The following is a 21,594-nucleotide window of genomic DNA, read 5'->3' on the forward strand; positions in this document are numbered from 1 at the left end:
ATAACCTCCTGTTTATTTCAATTGTTCTGCAATACCGAACCACACCACATACGCATGAGCTGCCTCTTCCATAATCCTTTGATATAAGAAACCTGTCCGGTCACGCCACTCTCTGTCCGACTTTTCCAATGGAACAATCCCTCTGGTAATATCCGTACCTATCAGAAGCAGACGGCGCTGAGGGGCCTGACTCTCCCATAACAACAACGGCTTCAGCCAGGACCAGCCTTCTTCCGTTTCCCTGGCCATAAATTCAATGTTTTCAACAACAAGCTGATCTGTGTCCGGCATGTGCACCTCCTGGGATTTCATATCCATCCATGTGTGCTCCTTATTATGGTTCAGCCACATATCCCTGGCCCATTTTCCTTTCCCGTTATAGGCTCCACCTGTAACAAATTCCATGACATCCCCCCTTCCCCTTTTAGCTGAAGCTTAATTTTGACGCCTTCTCCAGGGTGGACTCGATATGTCCAGAGAGGTGTTCCTGTCACCCAGCTGATCATTTCCCTTAACGGACCTCCGTGGGTCACGACCGCAGCGGATTCAACCGGCTGTTTCTTGACTGCTTTTAGCAGATAGAACAAAAATCGTTCCACTCTCTGTTGGAAGTGAGGATACGATTCACCCTCGGGCGGTGTAAACCGATCCGGCCGGGACACCCACGCCCTATAGAGGTCTTTATCCTTTAAATCCTCATATGTGCAGGTTTCCCAATCACCGAAATGGATTTCCCTCAAGGAAGAACTTCTTCCGTATCGACAGCCGGGGAACAACAGCTCCGTCGTTTCCAGGCAGCGAAGCAGATCACTGCTGTAAATCAACCCCATATCAGGGAGCTGGTCCTTGAGCTTTTGTATGTTTGTTTTCCCTTCTTTGAGAAGCGGAAAATCACTCCAGCCAATATATTGTCTCTGTTTGTTTCCTTTGGTTAATCCATGACGGATAAAATAGAGATCCACCATACGATCCACAACAGTGTTTCCCCTCCTTCTACCGTTGCACCCAGAACATCGCCCGTCATTCCCCCGAACGATCGGATAGATAAGTACCGGAACAGCCAATACATCAAAAAAGCAGCTGATAACGAAAGAAAGACCGGAATCCAGAACAGGTGATATCCAGCAATGAATAATGCAGTCAAAATAATGTTCTGCATAAGACTGATGATCATTAGTTTTTTTTCATAGGCTGACTGAAAAAGCACACATAACCCTACCTGCTTCGCAGGCGGTGTCCAGGCAAAATGATAAAGTAGGACACCTCTGCTTATCCATGGAAGGACAAGGAGTCCGAACGCAAATGCAGCAAAGGATAAATGGAGGGTTTCCATTAAAAACAGGAATCGGACGGAAAGGAGCAGAAGGACGGAAAGGACGCCGAAAGCCCCCGTGCGTGGATCACTCATGATCTCCAATCGTTTACCAATGGATTGATAGGAGAAATAAGCATCCCCTGTATCCATCCACCCATCCAGATGAATACCTCCAGTGAACACACTGCTGATAATCAAAGCTGCGAGCGCAATCCCTCCAACAGACATAGGCGTATACACATCCAACAGAAAAGAAACTACTAGTGCGCATACCCCGGCAGCAAGCCCGACCCAGGGTAGACTTACCACGGCTCCCTTCAACTGTCTTTCCTCCATCGGCAGCTCACGGCGCACAGGTAAAATGGAGAAGAATTGAAAAGCCAGAAGAAACCCTTGGACCCATGCCTTCATGGTATAAGCTCCTCCCCATTTAATAAACGCAGGAGCGCATCGGTATCCACTTCTGCAGCGAATTCTTCCGCCACTTTGTCATAAGGATCTCCGTCCTCATCCGCTTCAGGACGGACGGGAAGCTGCTTTGCATTACGAAGCCTGTTTAACCAATCCGTTCGAAAGCCATCATTATGGAAGACATGATGCAGATGGGTGCCTATCACTTTGCCATCGTTCCAGACTGCTCCTTCCTCATGGCCATTAAAGCTGAACAAAGCTGAAACTTCGTCTTCAGCTGTGACTTCTCCGAGGTGAATTTCATACCCTTCAACAGACTGGAGTCCGAAACCACTGGAAGAGTGTACTTCTCCCTGCACCTTCCTCGTCTGCTTGTCGGTATGAAACACCGACCTCATTGGCAGAATGGACAGTCCCTCATGGGAACCGTGTTGATCTGTCAACTGCCGGGTGAGCATTTGATATCCTCCGCATATCCCCGCTGCTGTTCCTCCCTTATGTATATAAGAGATCAGAGCTTCAGCCAGACCTTTGCTTCGCAATGCTTTCAAGTCTTCAATCGTACTTCTTGTTCCCGGAAGAAGTACGGCATCCGGACATCCAAATTCTTCCTCCTTATACACATAGCGTATACTGACATCCTTTTCCCTATAGAACGGATCGACATCTGTAAAATTGGAAACGTAAGGAAAAACGATGACGGCAAGGTCCAGAGACTTGGGAACGGTGGAAGCCTTAGGGGGACGTAATGACAAGGAATCCTCCGCTTCAATATGATGTTCGACATGCGGAAGAACCCCAAGGATAGGGAGTCCCGTATAGACTTCGAGCCACTTCCGTCCGTCTTCGAACAAGGCAGGGTCCCCACGGAACTTATTGATGATGATCCCTTTGACCCTGTCCCTGTGATGCGGGGGAAGAAGTTCCAGCGTACCGACAATGGATGCAAAAACTCCGCCCCTGTCGATATCCGCTGCCAGCAGGACCGGAACGTCAGCAAGGTCGGCGACAGCCATATTCACAAGCTCCCGGTCATTCAAATTCACTTCAACAGGGCTTCCGGCTCCTTCAATCACGATATAGTCAAAAGAATTATTCAGTTTGTCAAGGCTCTGCTTGATGGCTTGAAGCCCCTCTTCATAAAAACCGGCCCGGTAATCCCTCCCTGATAATGTCTTCACCGACTTTCCGAGACAGATGACTTCCGCATGCTGATCGTTTCTCGGCTTTAGCAGGATTGGGTTCATTTCCGGAAGGGCCGGTGTCCTGCACGCCTCAGCCTGGACTCCCTGTGCCCTTCCGATTTCTGTACCCCAATCGGTTACATAAGAATTATTCGACATGTTCTGCGATTTAAACGGGGCTGCACGATATCCCTGGTTGGAGAGCCACCGGCAGATTGCGGTTACAATGAAGCTCTTCCCTACATTGGAAGCTGTTCCTTGTATCATTAGTCCCTTCATAGCTGTTTCCCCTTTTTAAGCTGGGCATGACCGAACTGCACTTGATAAACAAAGTCGGCCATAGCAACCAATTTTACATGGAGGGTTCCCAGCAGTTGTAGATATTCTTCAATCACAGGCGGATGATTGGATGCATCCGAAAAAAGATCATTGGAAACAACAATCAAATGACCTGCCCGTCCATTTAAATGAATGATTTCACCCAGAATCGCGGCCACAAGATCATCGACGTCGTCATCATCGTCCATCTTCATCCATTCATTCGTCGCCCAGGTCGTCAAACAGTCCAGGATGACAACGCTCCCACCAGGAAAAGGAGCTTCCGAAGGTTGTACTGGATGCTCATGAAGAACCCATGTATATAACGAATTTTCCCTGGACTTTTGATGATGATTAATCCGGTGCTGCATTTCTTCATCTGTGTTAACCCCTGCAGCAATATAATGAAGGCTTTCTTCTCCTGTATCCACAGCTTTCCTCTCCGCCATGCTGCTTTTGCCACTTCTGACACCGCCTATCACTACTGTAAGCATACACTTCTCCATTTTTCCAGAGCTTCGAGAAGCTGTTCATTATCCGTCCGCTGTTTCACCGCCACACGAACAAACGCACCGTTCAACCCCTTGAAGTTATTCGTATGCCGGACCGTTAACCCTTCCTGCAGAAGAAACCCGATCATGTCATCGGCCTGGCTGTGGAAAGGGTCTCTCATAAGAAAGAAGTTGGTTTCCGTGGATAAAGGAGTGTAGCCCAGCCTCTTCAATTGTAAAAAGAGATAGGCTTTCTCCCTGGAAATATCAGCAGCTGTCTTCCGGGCGAATCCTTCCTGACTTAAACAATACATACCCGCTTCCTCAGCAAGTGCGTTGACGCTCCACTCCGGCTGCAGACGCTTCAGTGCTTCAACCACCGCTGCCTCCCCCATCAGATAACCGAGACGGAGTCCGGGAATGCTGTACATTTTTGTGAGTGAGCGAAGAAGAAGAACATTCGGAAATTCAAACAAGTCTGGTGAGAAGAAAGGCTCTCCTGAAACAAAATCATAAAAAGCCTCATCAATCACGACCTGGACATCGTTGAATTCACAGAGTTTTAATAACCCATACAATACATCAGGCCGATAGGTTCTACCTGTGGGATTGTTGGGATGACACAGGATTAATAGATCCAGGTTCGGGAGGTGTGGAAGAATATCTGGAATAAAGAGATGAAAATTCCTCTTTTCAGATACATGAAGGTCGATGATTTCACAGCCATACGCTTCACACGCTTTTTGGTATTCAGAAAAGGTTGGTTGAATAATCCCTACCCTCCTGCCCTGCCAAAACCGGGCCAGCATATGAATAAGTTCAGAAGCTCCGTTGCCGACGAGTACATGTTCTTCCGGCAGGTCCTGCATCAAAGCAATTCGTTCTGTGAGACGCTTTTGTTCAGGATCAGGGTATTCGTGGATCAAATCCAGATGGTTTGCCATATGACCCTTCAACCCTTCCGGAGACCCGTATGGATTTGTATTCACGCTGAAGTCCGTAATCGTTTCTTTCGGTATTTTTCCCTGCATTTCATAAAGTTTATAAGGATTTGCCCCATGAGACGGCCAGTTCAAACCCAATCCCCCCTAACCAGAGCAGGACAATCCATGCTGCCACCGTCCGTGTTAACAGTACATTGACCTGCTTGATATGTGTGTCTGCCAATTCATGATGAGGAAAACCAATATACGGGCGGAATGACTTTTCCCCGAAATACGTATTTTCTCCACCTAAACGTACGCCAAGCGATAAAGCGGCTGCGGCTTCCCCCCAGCCACTGTTCGGGCTTGGGTGATGCGAGGCCTGAGAAGGCAGGTGACGGAACCTCCATCGCTTTTCACGGAATGTTCCATTGGAAACGATGAGCGTCACCCAAGCCGTCAGCCGGCTTGGGATATAGTTAAACACATCATCCATTTTCGCTGATACATACCCGAAGGCTTTGTATCGGTCTGTTTTGTAACCGACCATTGAATCGCACGTATTCACCGCCCGATACAACACGGCGAGGGGTGCTCCTCCGATTAAAGCGTAAAAAAGTGGTGCGGTAACGCCGTCACTTACATTTTCAGCCACCGTCTCGACCGTACCACGGACAATCTCATCCTCTTCAAGATGGTCCGTATCCCGGCCGACAATCCACCCAAGCTCCCCACGTGCGGTCTTCCAATCCCCGTCCTTCAAAGGTAAATATACCTTGAGAGCGGCTTCTTTCAGCCCTTTTCCTGCAATCGTCGTCCATATGAGAAGCCCTTCTACAATGACGGACGCCGGTTGACTCCATAAAGCCACAGCGGCTGTCATCCCCCATGCAATCAGAAAAGCAGAACCTGTAACGGCAATCCAAAGAAGGGCTCCTTTCCAAACCTGGTGACGGCCTTTGTTCCAGGACTTCTCCAAAAACGCAATAAGCTTTCCCATTCCTGTGACAAGGTGAGGCATCTTTGTCGGATCACCAAAAAAGTAGTCCAGCAGGCAGCCTAATGTGAGGGCAAGCAGATGGGGAATCAAAACCCGTCCTCTTTTCGGTTGAGGTATCGGGCAGCCGCTTCCTTCGTCGCTTTGTATACAGCAGGACCGACCGCTCTGCCTAATTTGGAAATGGTTCCCCCATATTCCAACGTCGTTCCCTGCTGGGTGCCTGCGATTAATACACTATCCGTAGAAGTTCCTGTTGCCGCTGTACCCGTTACAGGATCGTTAATCCCCATATCCATCAAAGCCCTCACCTTGGCCTCTGTGGCGGTCATCAAGCTTTGAGCATAGGCCTGTTCAGATAAATGTCCGTCTATGAACACCCAGGTGTTGATCGTCCCAGGCACGGTTTCTTGTATATGACTGCTGCCGTGGACGACATCCACAGCGTTACCTGTTCCTGCAGTGACGACGACGAGCAGCGTAAAATCTTCGTTTTCCATAAACTCGATTGAAACATCCTCGACGTCCGCCGCTGTCATCATGCCCACGGTCCTATGGATCTGACAGCCCCATCGCTCCGCTTCTGTCATTAAATACCCCGCTGGATCATCACATCGGAAAGAATGGTCTACCTGGACGTTGATAAATTCTTCAAACCAGCCGAAGCCGGGATGAAGAACGGCCGAGGAATAACACTTCAAAGGTTGACGACTTTTGTAATAGACCCGCTCCTTTGAAACGTCCAACTCATCTGGTGATAGGATGGATTTTGGTTTATCTTCGTTAAAAGAGGGGACGACATTTGTAAAAGGCTTTGAAAAGGAGGGGTGGGCATGGACATGGATATCTGATCGGTAGACGGCTGATAGATGCTGTTCATTCAGCACTATTTCCGGTTCTTCAAGCGCCTTCACCTTTCCTTGATCCAAAAGAAGGAGACGGTCGCAGTACAGGCTTGCCAAATTCAAATCGTGGAAGATCGCGACGACCGTCAGTCCGTTTTTCAAGGACCATTGCTTTAACGCGTCCAGCATCTGCTTTTGATAACTGAAATCCAGGTGGTTCGTCGGTTCATCCAATAGTAGAATACCAGGTTTTTGAGCAAGCGCTTGTGCCAGGAAAACCCGCTGGCGCTCTCCTCCACTAAGGGATAACAGCGACTGATGTCTGAACTGTGTCACCCCGGTTTGTTCCATCACCTCTTCAGCAATCCGGTAATCCTCATTTGTCCACTGCTTGAAAAGGCCTTTTTGATAAGGGTAGCGGCCTATCAATACGGTCTGCTCCACTGTTGTGGAAAAGGACACATCATGATGCTGGGGCAGGACTGCCATTTCCCTCGCTGTTTCTTTCGCTGTCATACGGGTGATCGGACGGCCTTGAATGGCAATGTCTCCTCTGACTCCCGGCAGCGTCCCGTTTATCGCTTTAAGTAACGTCGTCTTTCCACTGCCGTTCGGACCGAGGACACCAAACATTTCACCCTTAAGTACAGAAAAGGACAGATCATGAAGAATGTCATGGTCGTAGCCCGCATAGAGATGTTGCACGTCAATCATGAACTTCTACCTCCTTTTCTTCTTCGGATTAGTATGGCAGCAAACATCGGTGCCCCGATTAGAGCGGTCACCACACCTATAGGAAGCTCGGATGGGGTGACGATCGTTCGGGCCAGTAAATCAGCGAGAATTAAAAACGCACTGCCATTCAAGACACACAATGGTATAAGGTGCCGGTGGTCACTCCCAAACAACTTCCTGCATATATGAGGGATCACCAGTCCGACAAATCCGATCGTCCCGGATACGGCGACAGCCGCACCAGTCAAAATAGAGGCCGCAGACAGGACCACGTATTTCTGAAGCTCCACATGAACCCCGAGCTGCCTGGCCCGTTCCTCACCAAATGTCATCGCATTCAGTTCCTGTCCTGTAAACATGAGTAATAAGACTCCACCAACAAAGAAAGGAAGAATCAAATGGACATAATCCCAGCCACGGTTACCGACACTGCCAAGCAGCCAGTTGATGATCTGCCGCAGCTCCTCTCCTGTCAAAGAAATCATAAGGGAGATGAATGATCCGAGGAATGAGCTGAAGATAATCCCAGTTAATATGATCGTCGTCATGGACATTGATCGGTCCACAAGCCTGGCAAAACCTACGACGATAAAAATCGTGCAGATCGCTGCCGTAATACTTACGACTGGAAGCGTAAAAGAACCGGCAAAAGGAAGACTTATGCCCAGGAACAAAACCGCAACCGCTCCCACCGACGCACCTGATGACACGCCGAGTGTATAGGGATCTGCGAGTGGGTTTTTTAGCAGCCCTTGAAAAGCAGCCCCTGATACAGCCAGTGCGCCGCCTACCAACCCTGCAAGAACGACCCTCGGCAGCCGGATCTGCAGAATAATCGCCTGCAGAGTAGGATCTGTCCCTTCAGACATATGTGAAAATGGAAGCAGCTGCCCGCCGATGATGCGGGCAATCGCTTCGAAGGAAATCGGGACACTGCCTAGGGACGTCCCAAGAAAAATGCTGAAAACTAAAAACAAGACACTACCAGTATAATGAGTGGTCTTATTCGCTAAAAACGTCTGGATAAACGGCTTCTGCAAGTTCCTGAACCCCTTCAACTAAACGTGGACCCGGACGTGTGACAAGGTCGGAATGAACATCATAGACCTGTTCATCCTCAACAGCAGGTACGGTGTCCCAGCCATCCCGGCTTAACACACTGCCTTGAGGATCTTCTGTGTAATAGCCATACGTCGTAATGATGACCTCCGGCTGCAGTTCAACGATCGCTTCATTATTCATTTTGAACCAGCCTTCCTGATCCCCGACGACATTTTCCGCCTGAATAACAGCCAGCATTTCATTCAAAAATGTCCCTTGTCCACCTGTGTAGATTTCAGGTTCCGGTGACACTTCCACAAATACATCTTTTTTGTCTTCCTCAGCAATTGCAGCCGCCTTTTCTTCGACCGCTTTTAAGTCGTTCTGCATACCAGAGACGATGTCTGAAGCTTTTTCGCTAGTTCCGGTAATATCTCCAATCGTGGCAATCGTTTCATAGACCGTATCGAACGAAGAAGCATCCTGGACGACATAAACGTCAATCCCTGCATCACGAATCTGCTGCAGGGCTTCTTGGGAAGTATGCGCTCCGGAAGCATGAGCAAGGACTATGTCCGGCTCAAGAGAAAGGATTTTCTCTACATTCAAATCCTGCCCTCCAATTTTCTCCTTTTTGGCAGCTTCTTCCGGGTAATTGGCGAAATCACTAACCCCGACCACTTCCTCGTTCAAGCCAAGTGCAAACAGGATTTCCCCATTGCTTGGAATTGTACTGATGATTTGATCCGGTTCTTCTTCTATGGTTACTTCATTATCCATAGCATCCGTTAAGGTCAATGGAAAAGAACCCTCATCTCCGGACGTTTCGTTTTCTTCTGTCGTTTGTTCAGACTGGTCATCAGAAGACTCTGCCTCCTCATTTCCACCTGAAGCACACCCTGCTAATAGACCGATGACAAATATCACAGCCAGCAGCTTTCTCCATAAATGTTCCATCTTTATTCCTCCCCTTATTCCTTGGAACACAAAAAAACACATCCCCGGAAAAGATGTGCACCATTAGAAAACACCGCAGACGGGTCTCTTCTAATCTTTCGACACACCCTCCTATCCGCGTAGGTTTTTTTGGTGTTTAAAGCAGGCAGGTCTCCTGACTTCAGGTCAACAAGCCCCGCTCCTTCCCATACGATTTCGCGTACAGTGGATCATGCGGGTCTCTCTCTGTTACAGTGGCGGGACCGTGCTGGAATTACACCAGCTTCCCTATTAAGCAATTGAGTCGTTCAATTGCGCCTGCTTTTCCAATATGTAATTCAATTCTATTGTAAACGAAATTTGACTAAATTGCTCCCATTTTCTTTTTTTCCGTCGGACTTTATTTAACCCAACCAGCCTTTCAAAGCTGTCCATCCTGCTCTTGTCATAATCCGTCCATTTCACTAACGTGCACCAAAGAAGCTTGAATAATATACCTTTCCGGCGCATCTCCAACAAAATTAAACGGATAACAGGTAGTCAATGTCAATGTCGGATCCTTCTTATCCACAATGACAGAGCGGTCGTCTGCATCGGTAATCCAGGTCTTCTCTACTTTGTATTCATAACGCTTTTGTTCATACTCATAAAAAAGGGAATCTCCTTGCTTGATATCGCCCAGGTTCGTAAAAACCGTCTCCCGGTGCCCACTTAACACGGTATGCCCTTTTTCATCAGGAGTGGTGGTCCACTCACTCACATACATGCCGACGCCTCGCTTCAGTGAATCCTCATCCGCGCCCCAGTATGTGGTGTATCCTTTGTTAAGCATCGGAATGATCAGCCTTCCCATCTGTTCTCCTTTTTCATATGTAGATACTTGCTCACTGTATACCTTTTCTTCTCCGGCCGTTTTACGGTCCGGCCCATCCATGACCGCCATTTCATTTATTTCCGTGGAAGCTTCCTCCCATGTACTGATTTCTTCTTGGGAGACCTTCTCTACTGCACCAGCAGCATTCCACCATTGAAGTCCATAAAACAGAGAGATGGAAAGCCCGATGGTTATGATCCCAATAAGAAATTTATTCACAAAAAAACCTCCTTTTTCATTAATAAAGAAAGGGAGAAGCCGCTGTACGGCTTCTCTATGTCCTCCTTATGCTGTCTCTTTTCTTCTGTACAAAAGGACGGCTCCGGCAGCAGCGGCAGCAAGTGCGCCTGCTAATGCGTAAACCGGTTCATGGGAAGATGTGTCTGGAAGCTCCCCACCGGCAGTCTCTTCGAGTGTCTGAGCATCCAGGACTTCCTGAGGAATTTCGATAGAGCCTACTCCATTGAAATTGGAAAGAGTGACATCAGATGTCTGACTGATGGTTATAGATTCACTGCTCTCCTCAAACGTAAGTTTCATATCCATCATCATACCTGTCATATAATGGTTTTCCTTATCAATGGTTACTTGATAGGAGAAATCTTCAATTTCAACTTTCTCCATCAACTGCTCAATCATCTTCTGCATTTCAGCAGACTGCTCCGAATCCTGCTGACTGCCGGAAGATTGAAGCATTTGCGTGGACATTTTCAATAGTTTTTCGCCGTCACCTTCATAGGTCAGTACATAAGCGTCATCTTCCTCACTGACGGTCATGTCCGAGGCAAGCGGCATGGCTTGGGACATCTGGCCTTCTGCCATCATGGATTTTTGAAGATTTCCAAGATCTCCGGACATTTTTACCCAGCCTTCCTCAGGCATCTGTACGTAATACCCATCTTCAGTCAAATATGATTCCGTTTCCTGACCGGCAATGGTCGTCGTCATATGCATTTTAAGAGGATCAAGCATGACATCCGCTTTTGATTCAGATGTCACTTCTGAGTTTTCTCCACCCTCCATACCAGGTACTGTCTGATCAGAAGACGTATGGATCGTATAGCTGTCCAGATCCATCATCGCTTCATTCGATTTTTTCAAGATGTCTTCCGCACTCATGTCAGCCGCAGCGGCTTGAAGAGGTAACGCAAACATTACAGCACCGGCCATCATCGTACTCAAAAACTTTTTCTTCATCCAAACACTCCCGTTTCATATTGGCTTCTACGGTGAGTTTCCTATGTATGTATGATCCAAAAGCTGACACAACCCACTATTTTCCACCTACAAGTTAATAACCCACCCTCCCCACACTTAAACATAAAATCCTCATTTTCTGCATTTTTATTCCAGATGTTGTCGAAGGATCGGGTCTATAGTTGGGAGGACCGTCGATTATTTTCCCGAAAGGTACAGGGATCCATCCTGATGAATTTGACAGGCTGAAATTTCCTTAAAAGAAACATACCCCGCCGTTTTCACCTGCTCCTGAAGCCATTGCTCGCTGAAACCGCTCTGCTGCAGCTGTTTTTTGACAACTTTTCCATCAGTGATCACAAGGTAGGGAGAAGAAATGGTTTGAGTGACAAGGTTCATCTGTGCAGGGGTGACCGGAGAAGCGTCCGCTTTCCTCAATACACTTACAGTCCCGTCGGTTTCGAGTACAGCTGCCTCCACCTGACTGAAGCTGAAGACACCTTTCTTCCTTAACTCTGCAATGAGTTCATCCACTGTAAAACGTACTTTATTCATTTCTTCCATCTGAATCCGCCCATCTTTCATGAGCATGCTTGCTTCACTATTGAAAATCCGGCGGATCAAAAGACTTTTCAACGTCAAATGGTCGATAAGAAAAACCAGTCCGGAAAATAAAGTGAGGGCAAGGATGCCACGCGGAAGGGACACACTTGGAGATAGAAACGTTGTCGCTGTCATACTACCCAAGGTTATACCTGCAATAAAATCGAAAAGCGTCATCTGGGATGTCAATTTCTTTCCAAGCGTCCGGGCCAGCATGTATAAAACAAAAAATAACACGATCCCGTTTCCAAGGTACATAACCGTATTCATAAGTCACCCTCCTTACTCTTTTTCCATAATCCTAGCGTTCCATAATCATCAGAGAATATGAAAAAGCCCCCTAATCTTACACTTTCAGGGTATTCCAGTGTGAATGAAAAGCCTTTAAGTTGATGAAATGAAGCGGCTCTGAAATAATAAGACCACACCTACTAGAAACGGAGGTATGAACATGGATGCATTTATCCGCTCCGATCAATACCATTATATAAAGAATGAAACCCAGAATCTGTTGAACGGCCACCGGACGACCAATGATTCATCGGTCACTCAGGCACTTACCTCTCTCTCTTCCGAAAAAGCCCTCGATGTTTTTGAAACGTTAACGGAAGGCCAGCACGAATTGATCCGTCAGATTGAACAGGTGCAGGAAGAAACGGATGCCATTTTTTATTTTTCCAGACTGAAGCATTACGTGATTCCTTTCCCGAAGCTGACTGACGCAGAAATCAGTCTACTGTTTCCTAAAGTAAAAAAACTCCAGGTTCCGGAATTCGATGAAATGGACTGGGCTGAAATGTCCTATATGGGATGGAATGACCCTGCAGCCAATCGGAAATATATTATCACTAAAGTCGACGGCCGGTATACCGGTCTTTACGGACACTACCTGCCATCCCGGCAGAAAAACATATGCACGCTCTGCCATGAACAGGAGCGTGTCGGCCTGTTTACGGTCACCAGCAAAGGGAAAGATGCTGAAGAAAGCGTAAGTCGTGGGAATTATATCTGCTATGACAGCAGGAAATGCAACGAAAATATTAAATCCAGAAAACCTCTGGAGTCGTTTATCATCCGTATGATGAATCTATAATAAAAAAAGCCCATCCGGAATCCGGATGGGTCTTTTTTATGCTTGTTTCTGTTGAGTTTCTTTGTCGTAATCAGGAGAAACCGCACGCTTAATCGTAAGAGCAATGACCACTGTGATAACTCCCAGGGCAAGCGCAAACCAGTAGGCTTGATGGACGCCGGCGGTCATGGCTTCGGTCATAAGGGCACTTCCCTCCTGTGCCTGTTCTCCATCGAGGTAATTTCTCTGCCCCTGGCTCATTATGCTGACAAAAATGGATACTCCAAGCGCTCCACCGATCGGCTGCAGCGTATTGGCTATCGCTGTTCCATGAGGATACAAGTGCTTCGGCAGCTCATTCAGCGCATTGGTCTGGGAAGGCATCATAATGGCTGAAATTGACAACATCAGCAGTATATAAGCAAGAACAAAACTCCACGTCGGGATGGAGGGCGTGATTTGGCTGAAGAAGAACATGACGCCTGTCAGGACAATCGTCCCGGGAATAATCAGCTTCCGCGGGCCGACTTTGTCAAATAACGTCCCCATAACCGGTGACATTAACCCATTAAGCAAAGCGCCGGGAAGTAAAAGCAGTCCGGCGATTTTAGCAGAGTAACCAAGCGGCCCCTGGAGATACATCGGCATGACGATTTCGGAAGCGAACATTGCCATAATGACAATAACAAAAATAGAGATGCCTCTAGTATAGCTGGGATATTGAAAAACCCGCACATCCAGAAGCGGCTCTTCCAAACGAAGCTGCCGGAAAACAAACCAGGCTATGCTGATGACTGCCACAGCTAGAATCACAATGATTAATGGTGAGGCGAATCCTGCTTCTGTTTCCCCGGCACTGCTGAATCCATAGACAATCCCCCCGATTCCTATAGAAGAAAGGACAATCGAAAGTGCGTCCGCCTTCGGTCTTGTGATCTCACCGACGTTCTCAAGGAATTTCCATGCAAAAACGATGGAAAACAAGGCAAATGGAATGACAGTAATAAACAACCAGCGCCATCCAAGGAAATCGACAATAACTCCCGATAATGTCGGTCCAATCGCTGGAGCGAACATGATGACAAGTCCGAATGTCCCCATAATCCTTCCTCTGACCGCAGGCTCATAAAGCAAAAGGAGGGCATTCATAATTACAGGTATTAATAAACCCGTTCCAACCGCCTGAATCATGCGCCCTGTTAAAAGCATCGGGAAGTTCAATGCGGTCGCAGCAATTGTCGTTCCTATTAAGAAGATCGTCATAACTCCGATAAACATCTGTCTCGTGGTAAACCATTGAATCAAGAGGGCGGATATCGGCATCAATACCCCCATCACCAACATGAAGCCCGTGGCCATCCACTGGACCGTCGGAGCACTTAAGCCGAAAACATCCATAAGTTCTGTTAATGCTATGTTTAAAAGCGTCTCATTGAGAATCGCGAAAAACGCCCCGATCATAAACGTTGCCAAAATAATTTTTCTATTCTGCGTCGTCTCCATTTTGAACCTCCATCTTCTGTTTCAAAGTACAATCCTTCCCTATGTTCTATAAAATGATTCACTTTTGCAAGGGTTTTGTTTTTCTTTTTGATCATTTTAATCGGCTTTTACAATGGCTTCCCTCTTAATAGAAAGGAAATCAATCTTTCTTTGACAGGAAGCGCACAATGATGTAAATTACTATTGTACGAACAATATATTTAATTATTACTAAAATATTCGTGTTTCAGGAGTGATTTTGATGGAAAATGTATTTGATTATGAAGATGTTCAATTAATTCCCGCAAAATGTGTCGTAAATAGTCGTTCTGAATGCAATACCTCTGTTCAATTTGGAAATCATACGTTCAAGCTGCCTGTGGTTCCCGCCAACATGCAGACCATTATTGATGATGAAACAGCAACAAAGCTTGCTGAAAATGGATATTTCTATATTATGCACCGCTTCCAGCCTGAAACACGTACCCGTTTTATTGAAACAATGAAGGAAAGAGGTTTGATTTCTTCCATTAGTGTAGGTGTGAAGGAAGACGAATATGAATTTATCGAATCCTTGGCTGCCCGCCATCTGACTCCGGATTATATTACGATCGACATCGCCCACGGACATTCCAGCGCTGTCATTCATATGATTCAGCACATCAAAGCCCACCTCCCATCCACGTTCGTTATTGCCGGGAATGTCGGTACTCCAGAAGCCGTCAGGGAACTTGAAAACGCCGGGGCCGATGCCACTAAAGTAGGAATCGGACCAGGAAAGGTTTGTATTACAAAGGTCAAAACCGGTTTCGGTACTGGTGGGTGGCAGCTGGCAGCTTTACGCTGGTGTGCAAAGGCAGCCAGTAAACCTGTTATTGCCGACGGCGGAATCCGCACCCATGGAGATATCGCAAAATCCATCCGTTTCGGCGCCTCCATGGTAATGATCGGCTCTCTCTTTGCCGGTCACGAAGAATCTCCGGGAGAAACCGTTGAAAAAGGTGGGAAACTATACAAAGAATATTTTGGTTCTGCTTCTGAATATCAAAAAGGGGAAAAGAAGAACGTCGAGGGCAAGAAGATGTTCGTGGAATACAAAGGACATTTGAAAGATACCCTCACAGAGATGGAACAGGATCTTCAGTCCGCTATCAGCTATGCGGGCGGTATCGATCTTGATGGCATCCGACACGTGGACTATGTCATTGTGAAAAACTCCATCTTCAATGGAGACAAAGTTTATTAAAAGAAAACCGGCCGTAAGAGCGGCCGGTCAGGCTGTCGGTAAAGTTCCCGGCAGCTTTTTTGTACTTGGGATTCCCGATCTTATGAAAAAAGCCCGTTAAGTATGCCTGAAGAAGCACCATCATCCGAAGATCTGCTTGGTCAGGAATCTCTACCGGAAAAAGGTAACGGAGGCCGTGCTCCCTACAGACTTCTTCCCAATATGCGGCCCTTCGCAATCCAGATGACATACAGCTACCTCTACGTAATGTTTCTAAAGCTGGGACGGTCTTCTTTTTTGATCCGGATCAATAATCTCGCTGCAGAAGTGGGATGTAGATATCAAAATCATGATGATCCATTTTCCTTGGCACCGGGTACTTCTCGAACTTGATTGGCAGATCATCATAATACTCCACACCAGGTTCACGATGAGGTTGTCTCCCCGTATTCTTAAACCATTGATAGACAGCTGTATAGGTATCTGCAACATTTTTCTCTTTCAGATACTGCACGTGAAGATAGGTTTGTTCTGGAATCGTTTGAATGTTCATCGTCGAGGGAATTTCCACCGACTCGTCAACCTGAAACCCTGAATAGTGCACAAGTCCATCATCCCTTGTATGATAGGAAAACCCCCACTGTTCAGATACATGCTCAAGGTCAGCTCTTCCGATCATTTCCTCCATTACCCCCTCAATCAACCCTTTCAGATCCGAAAGTTCTGTGTAACCTCCTTCCCATCTCCTGCAGGCTGCCTTCCATTCCGGAAGCGTAATGATTTCCATAGACTCACTCCTTTCCCGTAAAACAGGATTGATTAGTTATGTGAGACGTTCAATCTGTTTTCTATACTACATATGAGTCTCTTCCCTTCCAATCCAACCCTTATAAATGATCAGGTCCTCCACCTTACGGTTTCCATAATTCGCTGGACAGCGTTGCCTGCTCTTCTACACGGTCGACGAACTCCTGGACGACTTTATCATTCCCTTTTTTATTCGCCAGCTTCATCATGGCACGGCCGACAAAGTTAGTCCCACGATTGGACCCGGAATATATCAACCTTGTTGTCGACTGATCCACTTTTTCCAATCGGAAGGACGCCGTTACTTCAAAAGCTTTGCCGATCACAAAAGCGATTTTCTTATGTTTAAATGCCGGCTTGTCCTCATACACAAGCGTATCTACAGTATAGGTTTCGAGACGCTTCCCTTCTCTGTAGGTCTGCAGGTGTTTCGCACCTGCTTCCGTTTCTGTTTTTTCAATCAGCTTATGCTCTTCCACCTTAGGCATGATCCGCTTAATGTTTTGATCTTTGAAAAGATCCCACACATCCTCAAGAGAAGCGTCGATCATTTTTTCTTTTTCCCATTCTATCATTCGTTCTCCTCCTTACCTGATTGGATAAAAGCATCCAGTTCCTTAATTCTTGCCTGAATATCTTCGGCCTCCTGTTCCATCTTGCTCTTCTTTTCTGCTAACAACTCTCCAAGACTGGCAAAGGATTCATCGGCCATTACGGTTTTCATTTCCTGTATGGAAAAACCGAACCTCCGCAGTTTACCAAGCAGAAGAGCGAGAAAATAGCTGCCGTCATCATAGTACCTGTACTTGTTTTCCGGATGAATAAAAGCCGGTTCCAACAGGCCCACCTCTGCATAATACCGGAGTGTATCCTTGCTGAGTCCCGTAAGGTTTGAGAATTCACTTCTTTTATACATGACACGCCCTCCTGCACTTATTATAAACCGTGGGGTACACGCCATAGTCAAGGAATCTCTCCAAATGAAGAAAACATCCCCTCCCATTGACCTTATTCACTCTATCTTTACGAATCTTTCACGCTGCACCTGGCAGGATAAAAGTCCGGGTAGTTTTTGTTTCATCTTGTTAAATGGTGAAAGATACTGTCTAAAATTGTTGATTTCAACCATATTATGTTAATCATGAACAGGAGGAATTTACCTTGTCATATAATGGAAGTTTACATACACTTAATCATAAACATGTTAAACAATCTATCGCAAAGGAGTCCACCATGCTCACTAAAGTAAAGCAAGTCCTATTCTTAAAACGCTTGGAAAAAATGCTGGGATCTTACAGGATAGACGTTCTCCATTTTATTCCCGGCAGAGTCCGGCTTTCGTCACCATACTGGGAAGGCCGTTCTAAAATTATTACGCGTTTGATTCCATTGTTGGAATTGGAAAATAAAATATACACCGTCAAACACACACCAGAGACCGGAACACTGCTTGTAGAGTACGATCCTGATCCAAATGTAGGGGAAAAACAAATAGAAAACTGGTTAACCATCATTCAACGCGTTCACAATGATGTAATCTCCAAAGAAGTGACTGAATTATGATCCAGAATTTAATCGGTCTGGGTGCATCTTTGGCCGCTCCAGAAATCATGAAGCGGATGAAGGATCAAAAAGTTCAGGTCCTCCATGCGATGCCGGGAAGAGTCCGTCTCCAAAGCGATCATTGGAAAAATGAAACGACAGCCGCTGCTCTGGAAGAAGTATTCACGGAAATCCCCATCGTCCAGCATGTGGAAGCTTCAGGAATCACAGGGAGTCTTCTCATCTTGTTCAACAGCAGTACCCTGACATCAGAACAATTTGATGCCTTAATCCAGCTGGCCGTCGACACGTCTACATCGACCTATCCCTACATAGAATCAAAGATGAAAAGTTCGTTCCGAAAAGGGATGAACTCTCTGAACAATGCGGTTAAGAAACAAACCGGAGGGAAAACCGATGCGGAATCCCTTTTGGTTTTATGGCTCCTATATAAAGGAACAACAGGTTTCGGCGGCAACCCGGCCTTTGCCAGCAGCCTCCTTTACTGGGCTTATACTCTCATCCAGAAAGATGGTGACGACAAAACTTGATGCAAGGAACAATCATACATCAGCTGCCAGGAAGGACACGGTTGAGAATGGAAAAAGAACAAAGGCCAGAAGTCGTCGAAGCTTTTCATCGAAACCTTCCAGGGGTGAAATCCGCCCTTTACACCCCGGAAACAGGATCGCTGCTGCTCCACCACGACGTTCACTGGAATGCGGACAGCAGCAGGACAGCTCGTTTACTCTCTTCTGTGTCTGAACTTTCACTGTATAAAAAAGAACTTCAAACAGCAGGTGCTGCGTTCCTGATGGACTTTTTCCTACCTGCGTCCCGGTTCACTGGAATGCTGAAAGTCCTTTCCCCTTCAGCATTGACTACCCTGTACGCTTGCAGGAATACTCTAAAGAACGGGGTGCGGCCACTTCAGGAAAAGACCCGCCCAAATGCCGACACATTGAGTATGGCTGCTATCATCGCTTCTATTATAAAAGGAAATCCGAAGTCAGCCGTTATGATTCTCATCATGTCGACGTTAAGTGAGATTATTACCGACATGACGTCACAGCGAACGAAAACATACGTGCGGGATATGATGAGTGTGGATACGCCATATGTATGGAAAGTAATTCATAACGGCCGGGAAGAGAAAGTCCCCATCCAAACCATCAATCCCGGTGATACACTGGCGGTTTTCGAAGGGGAAAAAATTTCAGCGGATGGCCGAGTATGCCAAGGAACCGCCACCATAGATCAATCGGCCATTACAGGAGAATACATGCCTCAAGAAGTGTTCAAAGGGCAGGAAGTGTATGCTGGGACTATTGTACAGTCCGGAAGTCTGCAGATGGAAGTCACCCGCGTCGGAGAAGACACGACCGCTGCCGGAATCATTCATATGATTGAACATGCTCAGGATTCCAAAGCCCCGATTCAAAATTACGCCGACGACATGTCGGAACGGCTGGTTCCCGTGTCATTCCTGCTGGCATTATTGACATACGCCCTTACAAGAAGCTGGGACCGTGTGTTGAACATGCTTGTCATTGATTATGTATGTGGGATCAAGCTGGCTACAGCTACTGCTGTTTCCGCTTCAATCGGCAGAGCAGCCAGTCAAGGTGCCATCATGAAAGGCGGGCAGCACCTGCAGTCCTTAGCCTCTGTCGATACGGCCATATTGGATAAAACCGGAACAATTACGGAAGGACGCCCAGAAATTGTTCAAATCCTTCCATTTAATGGTTTCACAGAAAACGACATACTCCGATACGCGGCGTCTGCTGAGGAGCATTCCTCTCATCCAATAGCTGAATCTATTTTAACTAAAATGAAAAAGAATGGCCTTACTGCCTATGACCATGACCACTCAAGCATTGAAAATATCGTAGGTCACGGAGTTAGAGCGATCGTCAATAAAAAGGAAGTACTGGTCGGCAGCCAGGAACTTCTCATAAAGTCACATGTGGATATGAGCAGCCTGCCTTTTCTTAAAAAATCTTTAAAAAAGAAAAACACCGTATATGCAGCAGTTGATCAGTCCATTGCCGGTGTGATTGTTATCGAAGATGCTGTCCGCTCTGGAATGAAGCGGACGATCAACCAATTAAGAAGAAGCGGGATTGATGAAATTGTCATGATTACAGGGGATAAAAAGGAGACAGCTGAAGAAGTTTTCAAGGAGCTTCATCTGGATCACTATTACCCTGAAGTCCTCCCTCACGAGAAAGCAGCCTTTGTCCATCATTACAAAAATCAAGGAAGAAATGTCATGATGGTCGGTGACGGAATCAATGATGCTCCTGCTTTGGCAGCAGCTGATATAGGAGTAAGCATGGGAGGAAAACGGACGGATATTGCCGTGGAAGCCAGTGACCTTGTTATCACCTCAGACGATCCTCTAATCCTGGCAGATATGGTCGATCTATCCAAGTCCACCATGCGGATGATCCGGAGGAATTTCGCTGTCACCATTGCTTTAAATAGCGCGGCTATATTGTTCGGCCTTTTCGGATGGATTACACCGACAGTGGGTGCCGCCATACACAACTCGGCTACAATCGGAGTTGTCCTGAACAGCACACGCTTGTTGGTGAACAAGGAGAGAAAACCATGCAGGCAACCTTTACCATCGTCCACGACATACCTGGTCGACTCCGCCTGATCATTCCTGCTCTCTACGATAAGAAAGAGCACGGGCAGATCCAGGATATGTTTACGTCCATTAAAGGAATACAGAAGGTAAACATTGAACCGGCTATTCAATCGATGACGGTCCACTACTCCAAGGACGTGATTAACAGAAAAATCATCCTCCGTTTTATCAGTTTATTTTTTAAGCAGACGCAGTTTGATCCGCTGGACAATATCATGATCAATATTGCCCCTGCCCAGCGCAAGGATTTTTTCCGAAGTCTTGTAACAGGATTCCTTATTCTGCTGGCCTATTTGAACAACAAGCCCGGCAGCGTCCCTGGAATGCTCGACTATGCCGTCGTCATTTCCACTGCTTATACAGTTCTGTCCCACGGAGAAAACAAACTCCGTCACCCGGATGTTCTCACGGGAATTGTAAGCATGCTGTCCATCGGGGCAGGAAACATTCTTCAGGTAGCTATGGTAACTTGGGCTGTCAACGTCCTTGAGCTTTTAAATGATTCAAACAAAAAAAGAATACTGCCATTCTAAAAAAAACAGGAGGTATTACTATGGTATTAAATAAGGATTTCATGATGGGATTTGTATCAGGAACAGTCGTTGGAGCAGTCGGCTACCGGCTCTATGAACAAAACCAGGGTCAGCTTTCACAGCTCATTCAAAACCCCGGCGTTCAATCTATGAATTCACTGCCTTCCCTTTCAACCAACCAACATGAAGTAACGATGGAGGATTTAATCGCACAGAAAGAACGCCTGGAAGATTATATTGCCGAGAAAAAAGTGAACAGCGCCCAATAAGAAGAAGGCCAAAAAGGTACACTCCCCCGGGAATGTACCTTTTTTATAAACTTTCGTATAATATTCTGACTTCACTGTTGACATTTCGTGGAGTTAGCTATATATTTTGCACTAAGGAAACTTTTTATGCTGAAA

At 46.6% G+C, this 21,594-nt stretch carries 24 protein-coding genes and 1 riboswitch; of the genes, 7 read left to right on the forward strand and 17 right to left on the reverse strand.

From position 1 onward, the window contains the following. Window positions 1–12: 12 nt before the first annotated feature. From H615_RS0107425 to H615_RS0107485, 13 genes are all read right to left on the reverse strand, one after another. Window positions 13–405 (reverse strand): bifunctional adenosylcobinamide kinase/adenosylcobinamide-phosphate guanylyltransferase, encoded by a 393-nt coding sequence (locus H615_RS0107425; protein WP_027954553.1) that lies wholly within the window; start codon window positions 403–405, stop codon window positions 13–15. Then, window positions 342–965 (reverse strand): histidine phosphatase family protein, encoded by a 624-nt coding sequence (locus tag H615_RS21020; RefSeq protein ID WP_051254615.1) that lies wholly within the window; start codon window positions 963–965, stop codon window positions 342–344. The genes H615_RS0107425 and H615_RS21020 overlap by 64 nt, the downstream gene beginning before the upstream one ends. Further along, window positions 932–1,726 (reverse strand): adenosylcobinamide-GDP ribazoletransferase, encoded by a 795-nt coding sequence (locus tag H615_RS0107435; RefSeq protein WP_027954554.1) that lies wholly within the window; start codon window positions 1,724–1,726, stop codon window positions 932–934. The genes H615_RS21020 and H615_RS0107435 overlap by 34 nt, the downstream gene beginning before the upstream one ends. Then, window positions 1,723–3,189, reverse strand: a complete 1,467-nt coding sequence (locus tag H615_RS0107440) for a cobyric acid synthase (protein ID WP_027954555.1) — start codon at window positions 3,187–3,189, stop codon at window positions 1,723–1,725. The genes H615_RS0107435 and H615_RS0107440 overlap by 4 nt, the downstream gene beginning before the upstream one ends. Beyond that, a complete protein-coding gene (locus H615_RS0107445) occupies window positions 3,186–3,722 on the reverse strand; it encodes a bifunctional adenosylcobinamide kinase/adenosylcobinamide-phosphate guanylyltransferase (RefSeq protein WP_035531370.1) in 537 nt (178 codons plus the stop codon). The genes H615_RS0107440 and H615_RS0107445 overlap by 4 nt, the downstream gene beginning before the upstream one ends. Beyond that, entirely contained in the window at window positions 3,710–4,795 is a 1,086-nt protein-coding gene (cobD, locus tag H615_RS0107450) for a threonine-phosphate decarboxylase CobD (protein ID WP_027954557.1), read from the reverse strand. The genes H615_RS0107445 and cobD overlap by 13 nt, the downstream gene beginning before the upstream one ends. Next, entirely contained in the window at window positions 4,761–5,732 is a 972-nt protein-coding gene (gene cbiB, locus H615_RS0107455; protein WP_027954558.1) for an adenosylcobinamide-phosphate synthase CbiB, read from the reverse strand. The genes cobD and cbiB overlap by 35 nt, the downstream gene beginning before the upstream one ends. After that, window positions 5,729–7,198 (reverse strand): adenosylcobinamide amidohydrolase, encoded by a 1,470-nt coding sequence (locus H615_RS0107460; protein ID WP_027954559.1) that lies wholly within the window; start codon window positions 7,196–7,198, stop codon window positions 5,729–5,731. The genes cbiB and H615_RS0107460 overlap by 4 nt, the downstream gene beginning before the upstream one ends. Beyond that, window positions 7,195–8,259 carry a FecCD family ABC transporter permease gene (locus H615_RS0107465; RefSeq protein WP_027954560.1) on the reverse strand — a complete coding sequence of 355 codons (1,065 nt, stop codon included), beginning with the start codon at window positions 8,257–8,259 and terminating at the stop codon, window positions 7,195–7,197. Before H615_RS0107465 ends, H615_RS0107460 begins: the two co-directional genes overlap by 4 nt. Continuing rightward, the gene (locus H615_RS0107470) at window positions 8,222–9,217 is read right to left on the reverse strand and encodes an ABC transporter substrate-binding protein (RefSeq protein WP_027954561.1); all 996 of its coding nucleotides are present in this window, start codon (window positions 9,215–9,217) and stop codon (window positions 8,222–8,224) included. The genes H615_RS0107465 and H615_RS0107470 overlap by 38 nt, the downstream gene beginning before the upstream one ends. 127 nt (window positions 9,218–9,344) lie before the next feature. Then, window positions 9,345–9,533, reverse strand: a riboswitch (cobalamin riboswitch). A 108-nt stretch (window positions 9,534–9,641) separates the two neighbouring features. Continuing rightward, window positions 9,642–10,289: a class D sortase gene (locus H615_RS0107475; RefSeq protein WP_027954562.1), complete on the reverse strand. Its 648-nt coding sequence runs from the start codon at window positions 10,287–10,289 to the stop codon at window positions 9,642–9,644. 66 nt (window positions 10,290–10,355) lie between these two features. Next, window positions 10,356–11,267, reverse strand: a complete 912-nt coding sequence (locus H615_RS0107480) for a DUF6612 family protein (RefSeq protein WP_027954563.1) — start codon at window positions 11,265–11,267, stop codon at window positions 10,356–10,358. A gap of 198 nt (window positions 11,268–11,465) precedes the next feature. Then, window positions 11,466–12,140: a DUF421 domain-containing protein gene (locus tag H615_RS0107485; RefSeq protein ID WP_027954564.1), complete on the reverse strand. Its 675-nt coding sequence runs from the start codon at window positions 12,138–12,140 to the stop codon at window positions 11,466–11,468. A 181-nt stretch (window positions 12,141–12,321) separates the two neighbouring features. On the opposite strand from H615_RS0107485, the gene H615_RS0107490 reads away from it, so the two are divergent. Then, entirely contained in the window at window positions 12,322–12,963 is a 642-nt protein-coding gene (locus H615_RS0107490; protein WP_027954565.1) for a FusB/FusC family EF-G-binding protein, read from the forward strand. A gap of 36 nt (window positions 12,964–12,999) precedes the next feature. Here the strand turns inward: H615_RS0107490 and H615_RS0107495 are convergent, their stop codons facing one another. Continuing rightward, window positions 13,000–14,445 (reverse strand): MDR family MFS transporter, encoded by a 1,446-nt coding sequence (locus tag H615_RS0107495; protein WP_027954566.1) that lies wholly within the window; start codon window positions 14,443–14,445, stop codon window positions 13,000–13,002. 241 nt (window positions 14,446–14,686) lie between these two features. On the opposite strand from H615_RS0107495, the gene guaC reads away from it, so the two are divergent. After that, on the forward strand, window positions 14,687–15,670 hold the full coding sequence (gene guaC / locus H615_RS0107500; RefSeq protein ID WP_035531372.1) for a GMP reductase: 984 nt from the start codon (window positions 14,687–14,689) through the stop codon (window positions 15,668–15,670). Between the two features lie 286 nt (window positions 15,671–15,956). Here the strand turns inward: guaC and H615_RS0107510 are convergent, their stop codons facing one another. The 3 genes from H615_RS0107510 to H615_RS0107520 all read right to left on the reverse strand — a co-directional run bounded on the left by H615_RS0107510 (window position 15,957) and on the right by H615_RS0107520 (window position 17,372). Continuing rightward, window positions 15,957–16,436, reverse strand: coding sequence for an effector binding domain-containing protein (locus H615_RS0107510; RefSeq protein WP_035531373.1), 480 nt, complete (start codon window positions 16,434–16,436; stop codon window positions 15,957–15,959). 124 nt (window positions 16,437–16,560) lie between these two features. Beyond that, complete coding sequence (locus tag H615_RS0107515) at window positions 16,561–17,031, reverse strand: SRPBCC family protein (protein WP_027954570.1); 471 nt, start codon at window positions 17,029–17,031, stop codon at window positions 16,561–16,563. After that, window positions 17,028–17,372: a MerR family transcriptional regulator gene (locus H615_RS0107520; RefSeq protein ID WP_027954571.1), complete on the reverse strand. Its 345-nt coding sequence runs from the start codon at window positions 17,370–17,372 to the stop codon at window positions 17,028–17,030. Before H615_RS0107520 ends, H615_RS0107515 begins: the two co-directional genes overlap by 4 nt. A gap of 245 nt (window positions 17,373–17,617) precedes the next feature. Here H615_RS0107520 and H615_RS0107525 point away from each other — a divergent pair, with 245 nt between their 5' ends. From H615_RS0107525 to H615_RS0107545, 5 genes are read left to right on the forward strand one after another with little or no spacing between them, the layout of a single operon-like run. Continuing rightward, window positions 17,618–18,019: a hypothetical protein gene (locus tag H615_RS0107525; protein WP_027954572.1), complete on the forward strand. Its 402-nt coding sequence runs from the start codon at window positions 17,618–17,620 to the stop codon at window positions 18,017–18,019. Beyond that, the gene (locus tag H615_RS0107530; protein WP_027954573.1) at window positions 18,016–18,549 is read left to right on the forward strand and encodes an HMA2 domain-containing protein; all 534 of its coding nucleotides are present in this window, start codon (window positions 18,016–18,018) and stop codon (window positions 18,547–18,549) included. Before H615_RS0107525 ends, H615_RS0107530 begins: the two co-directional genes overlap by 4 nt. Window positions 18,550–18,596: 47 nt before the next feature. Continuing rightward, window positions 18,597–20,666 carry a heavy metal translocating P-type ATPase gene (locus tag H615_RS21025; protein WP_051254616.1) on the forward strand — a complete coding sequence of 690 codons (2,070 nt, stop codon included), beginning with the start codon at window positions 18,597–18,599 and terminating at the stop codon, window positions 20,664–20,666. Beyond that, entirely contained in the window at window positions 20,615–21,190 is a 576-nt protein-coding gene (locus H615_RS0107540) for an HMA2 domain-containing protein (protein ID WP_027954574.1), read from the forward strand. The genes H615_RS21025 and H615_RS0107540 overlap by 52 nt, the downstream gene beginning before the upstream one ends. Before the next feature lie 20 nt (window positions 21,191–21,210). Continuing rightward, window positions 21,211–21,459, forward strand: a complete 249-nt coding sequence (locus H615_RS0107545) for a hypothetical protein (protein WP_027954575.1) — start codon at window positions 21,211–21,213, stop codon at window positions 21,457–21,459. Window positions 21,460–21,594 lie beyond the last annotated feature (135 nt).

The organism is Halobacillus kuroshimensis DSM 18393 (assembly GCF_000425705.1).
GTDB lineage: Bacteria > Bacillota > Bacilli > Bacillales > Halobacillaceae > Halobacillus > Halobacillus kuroshimensis.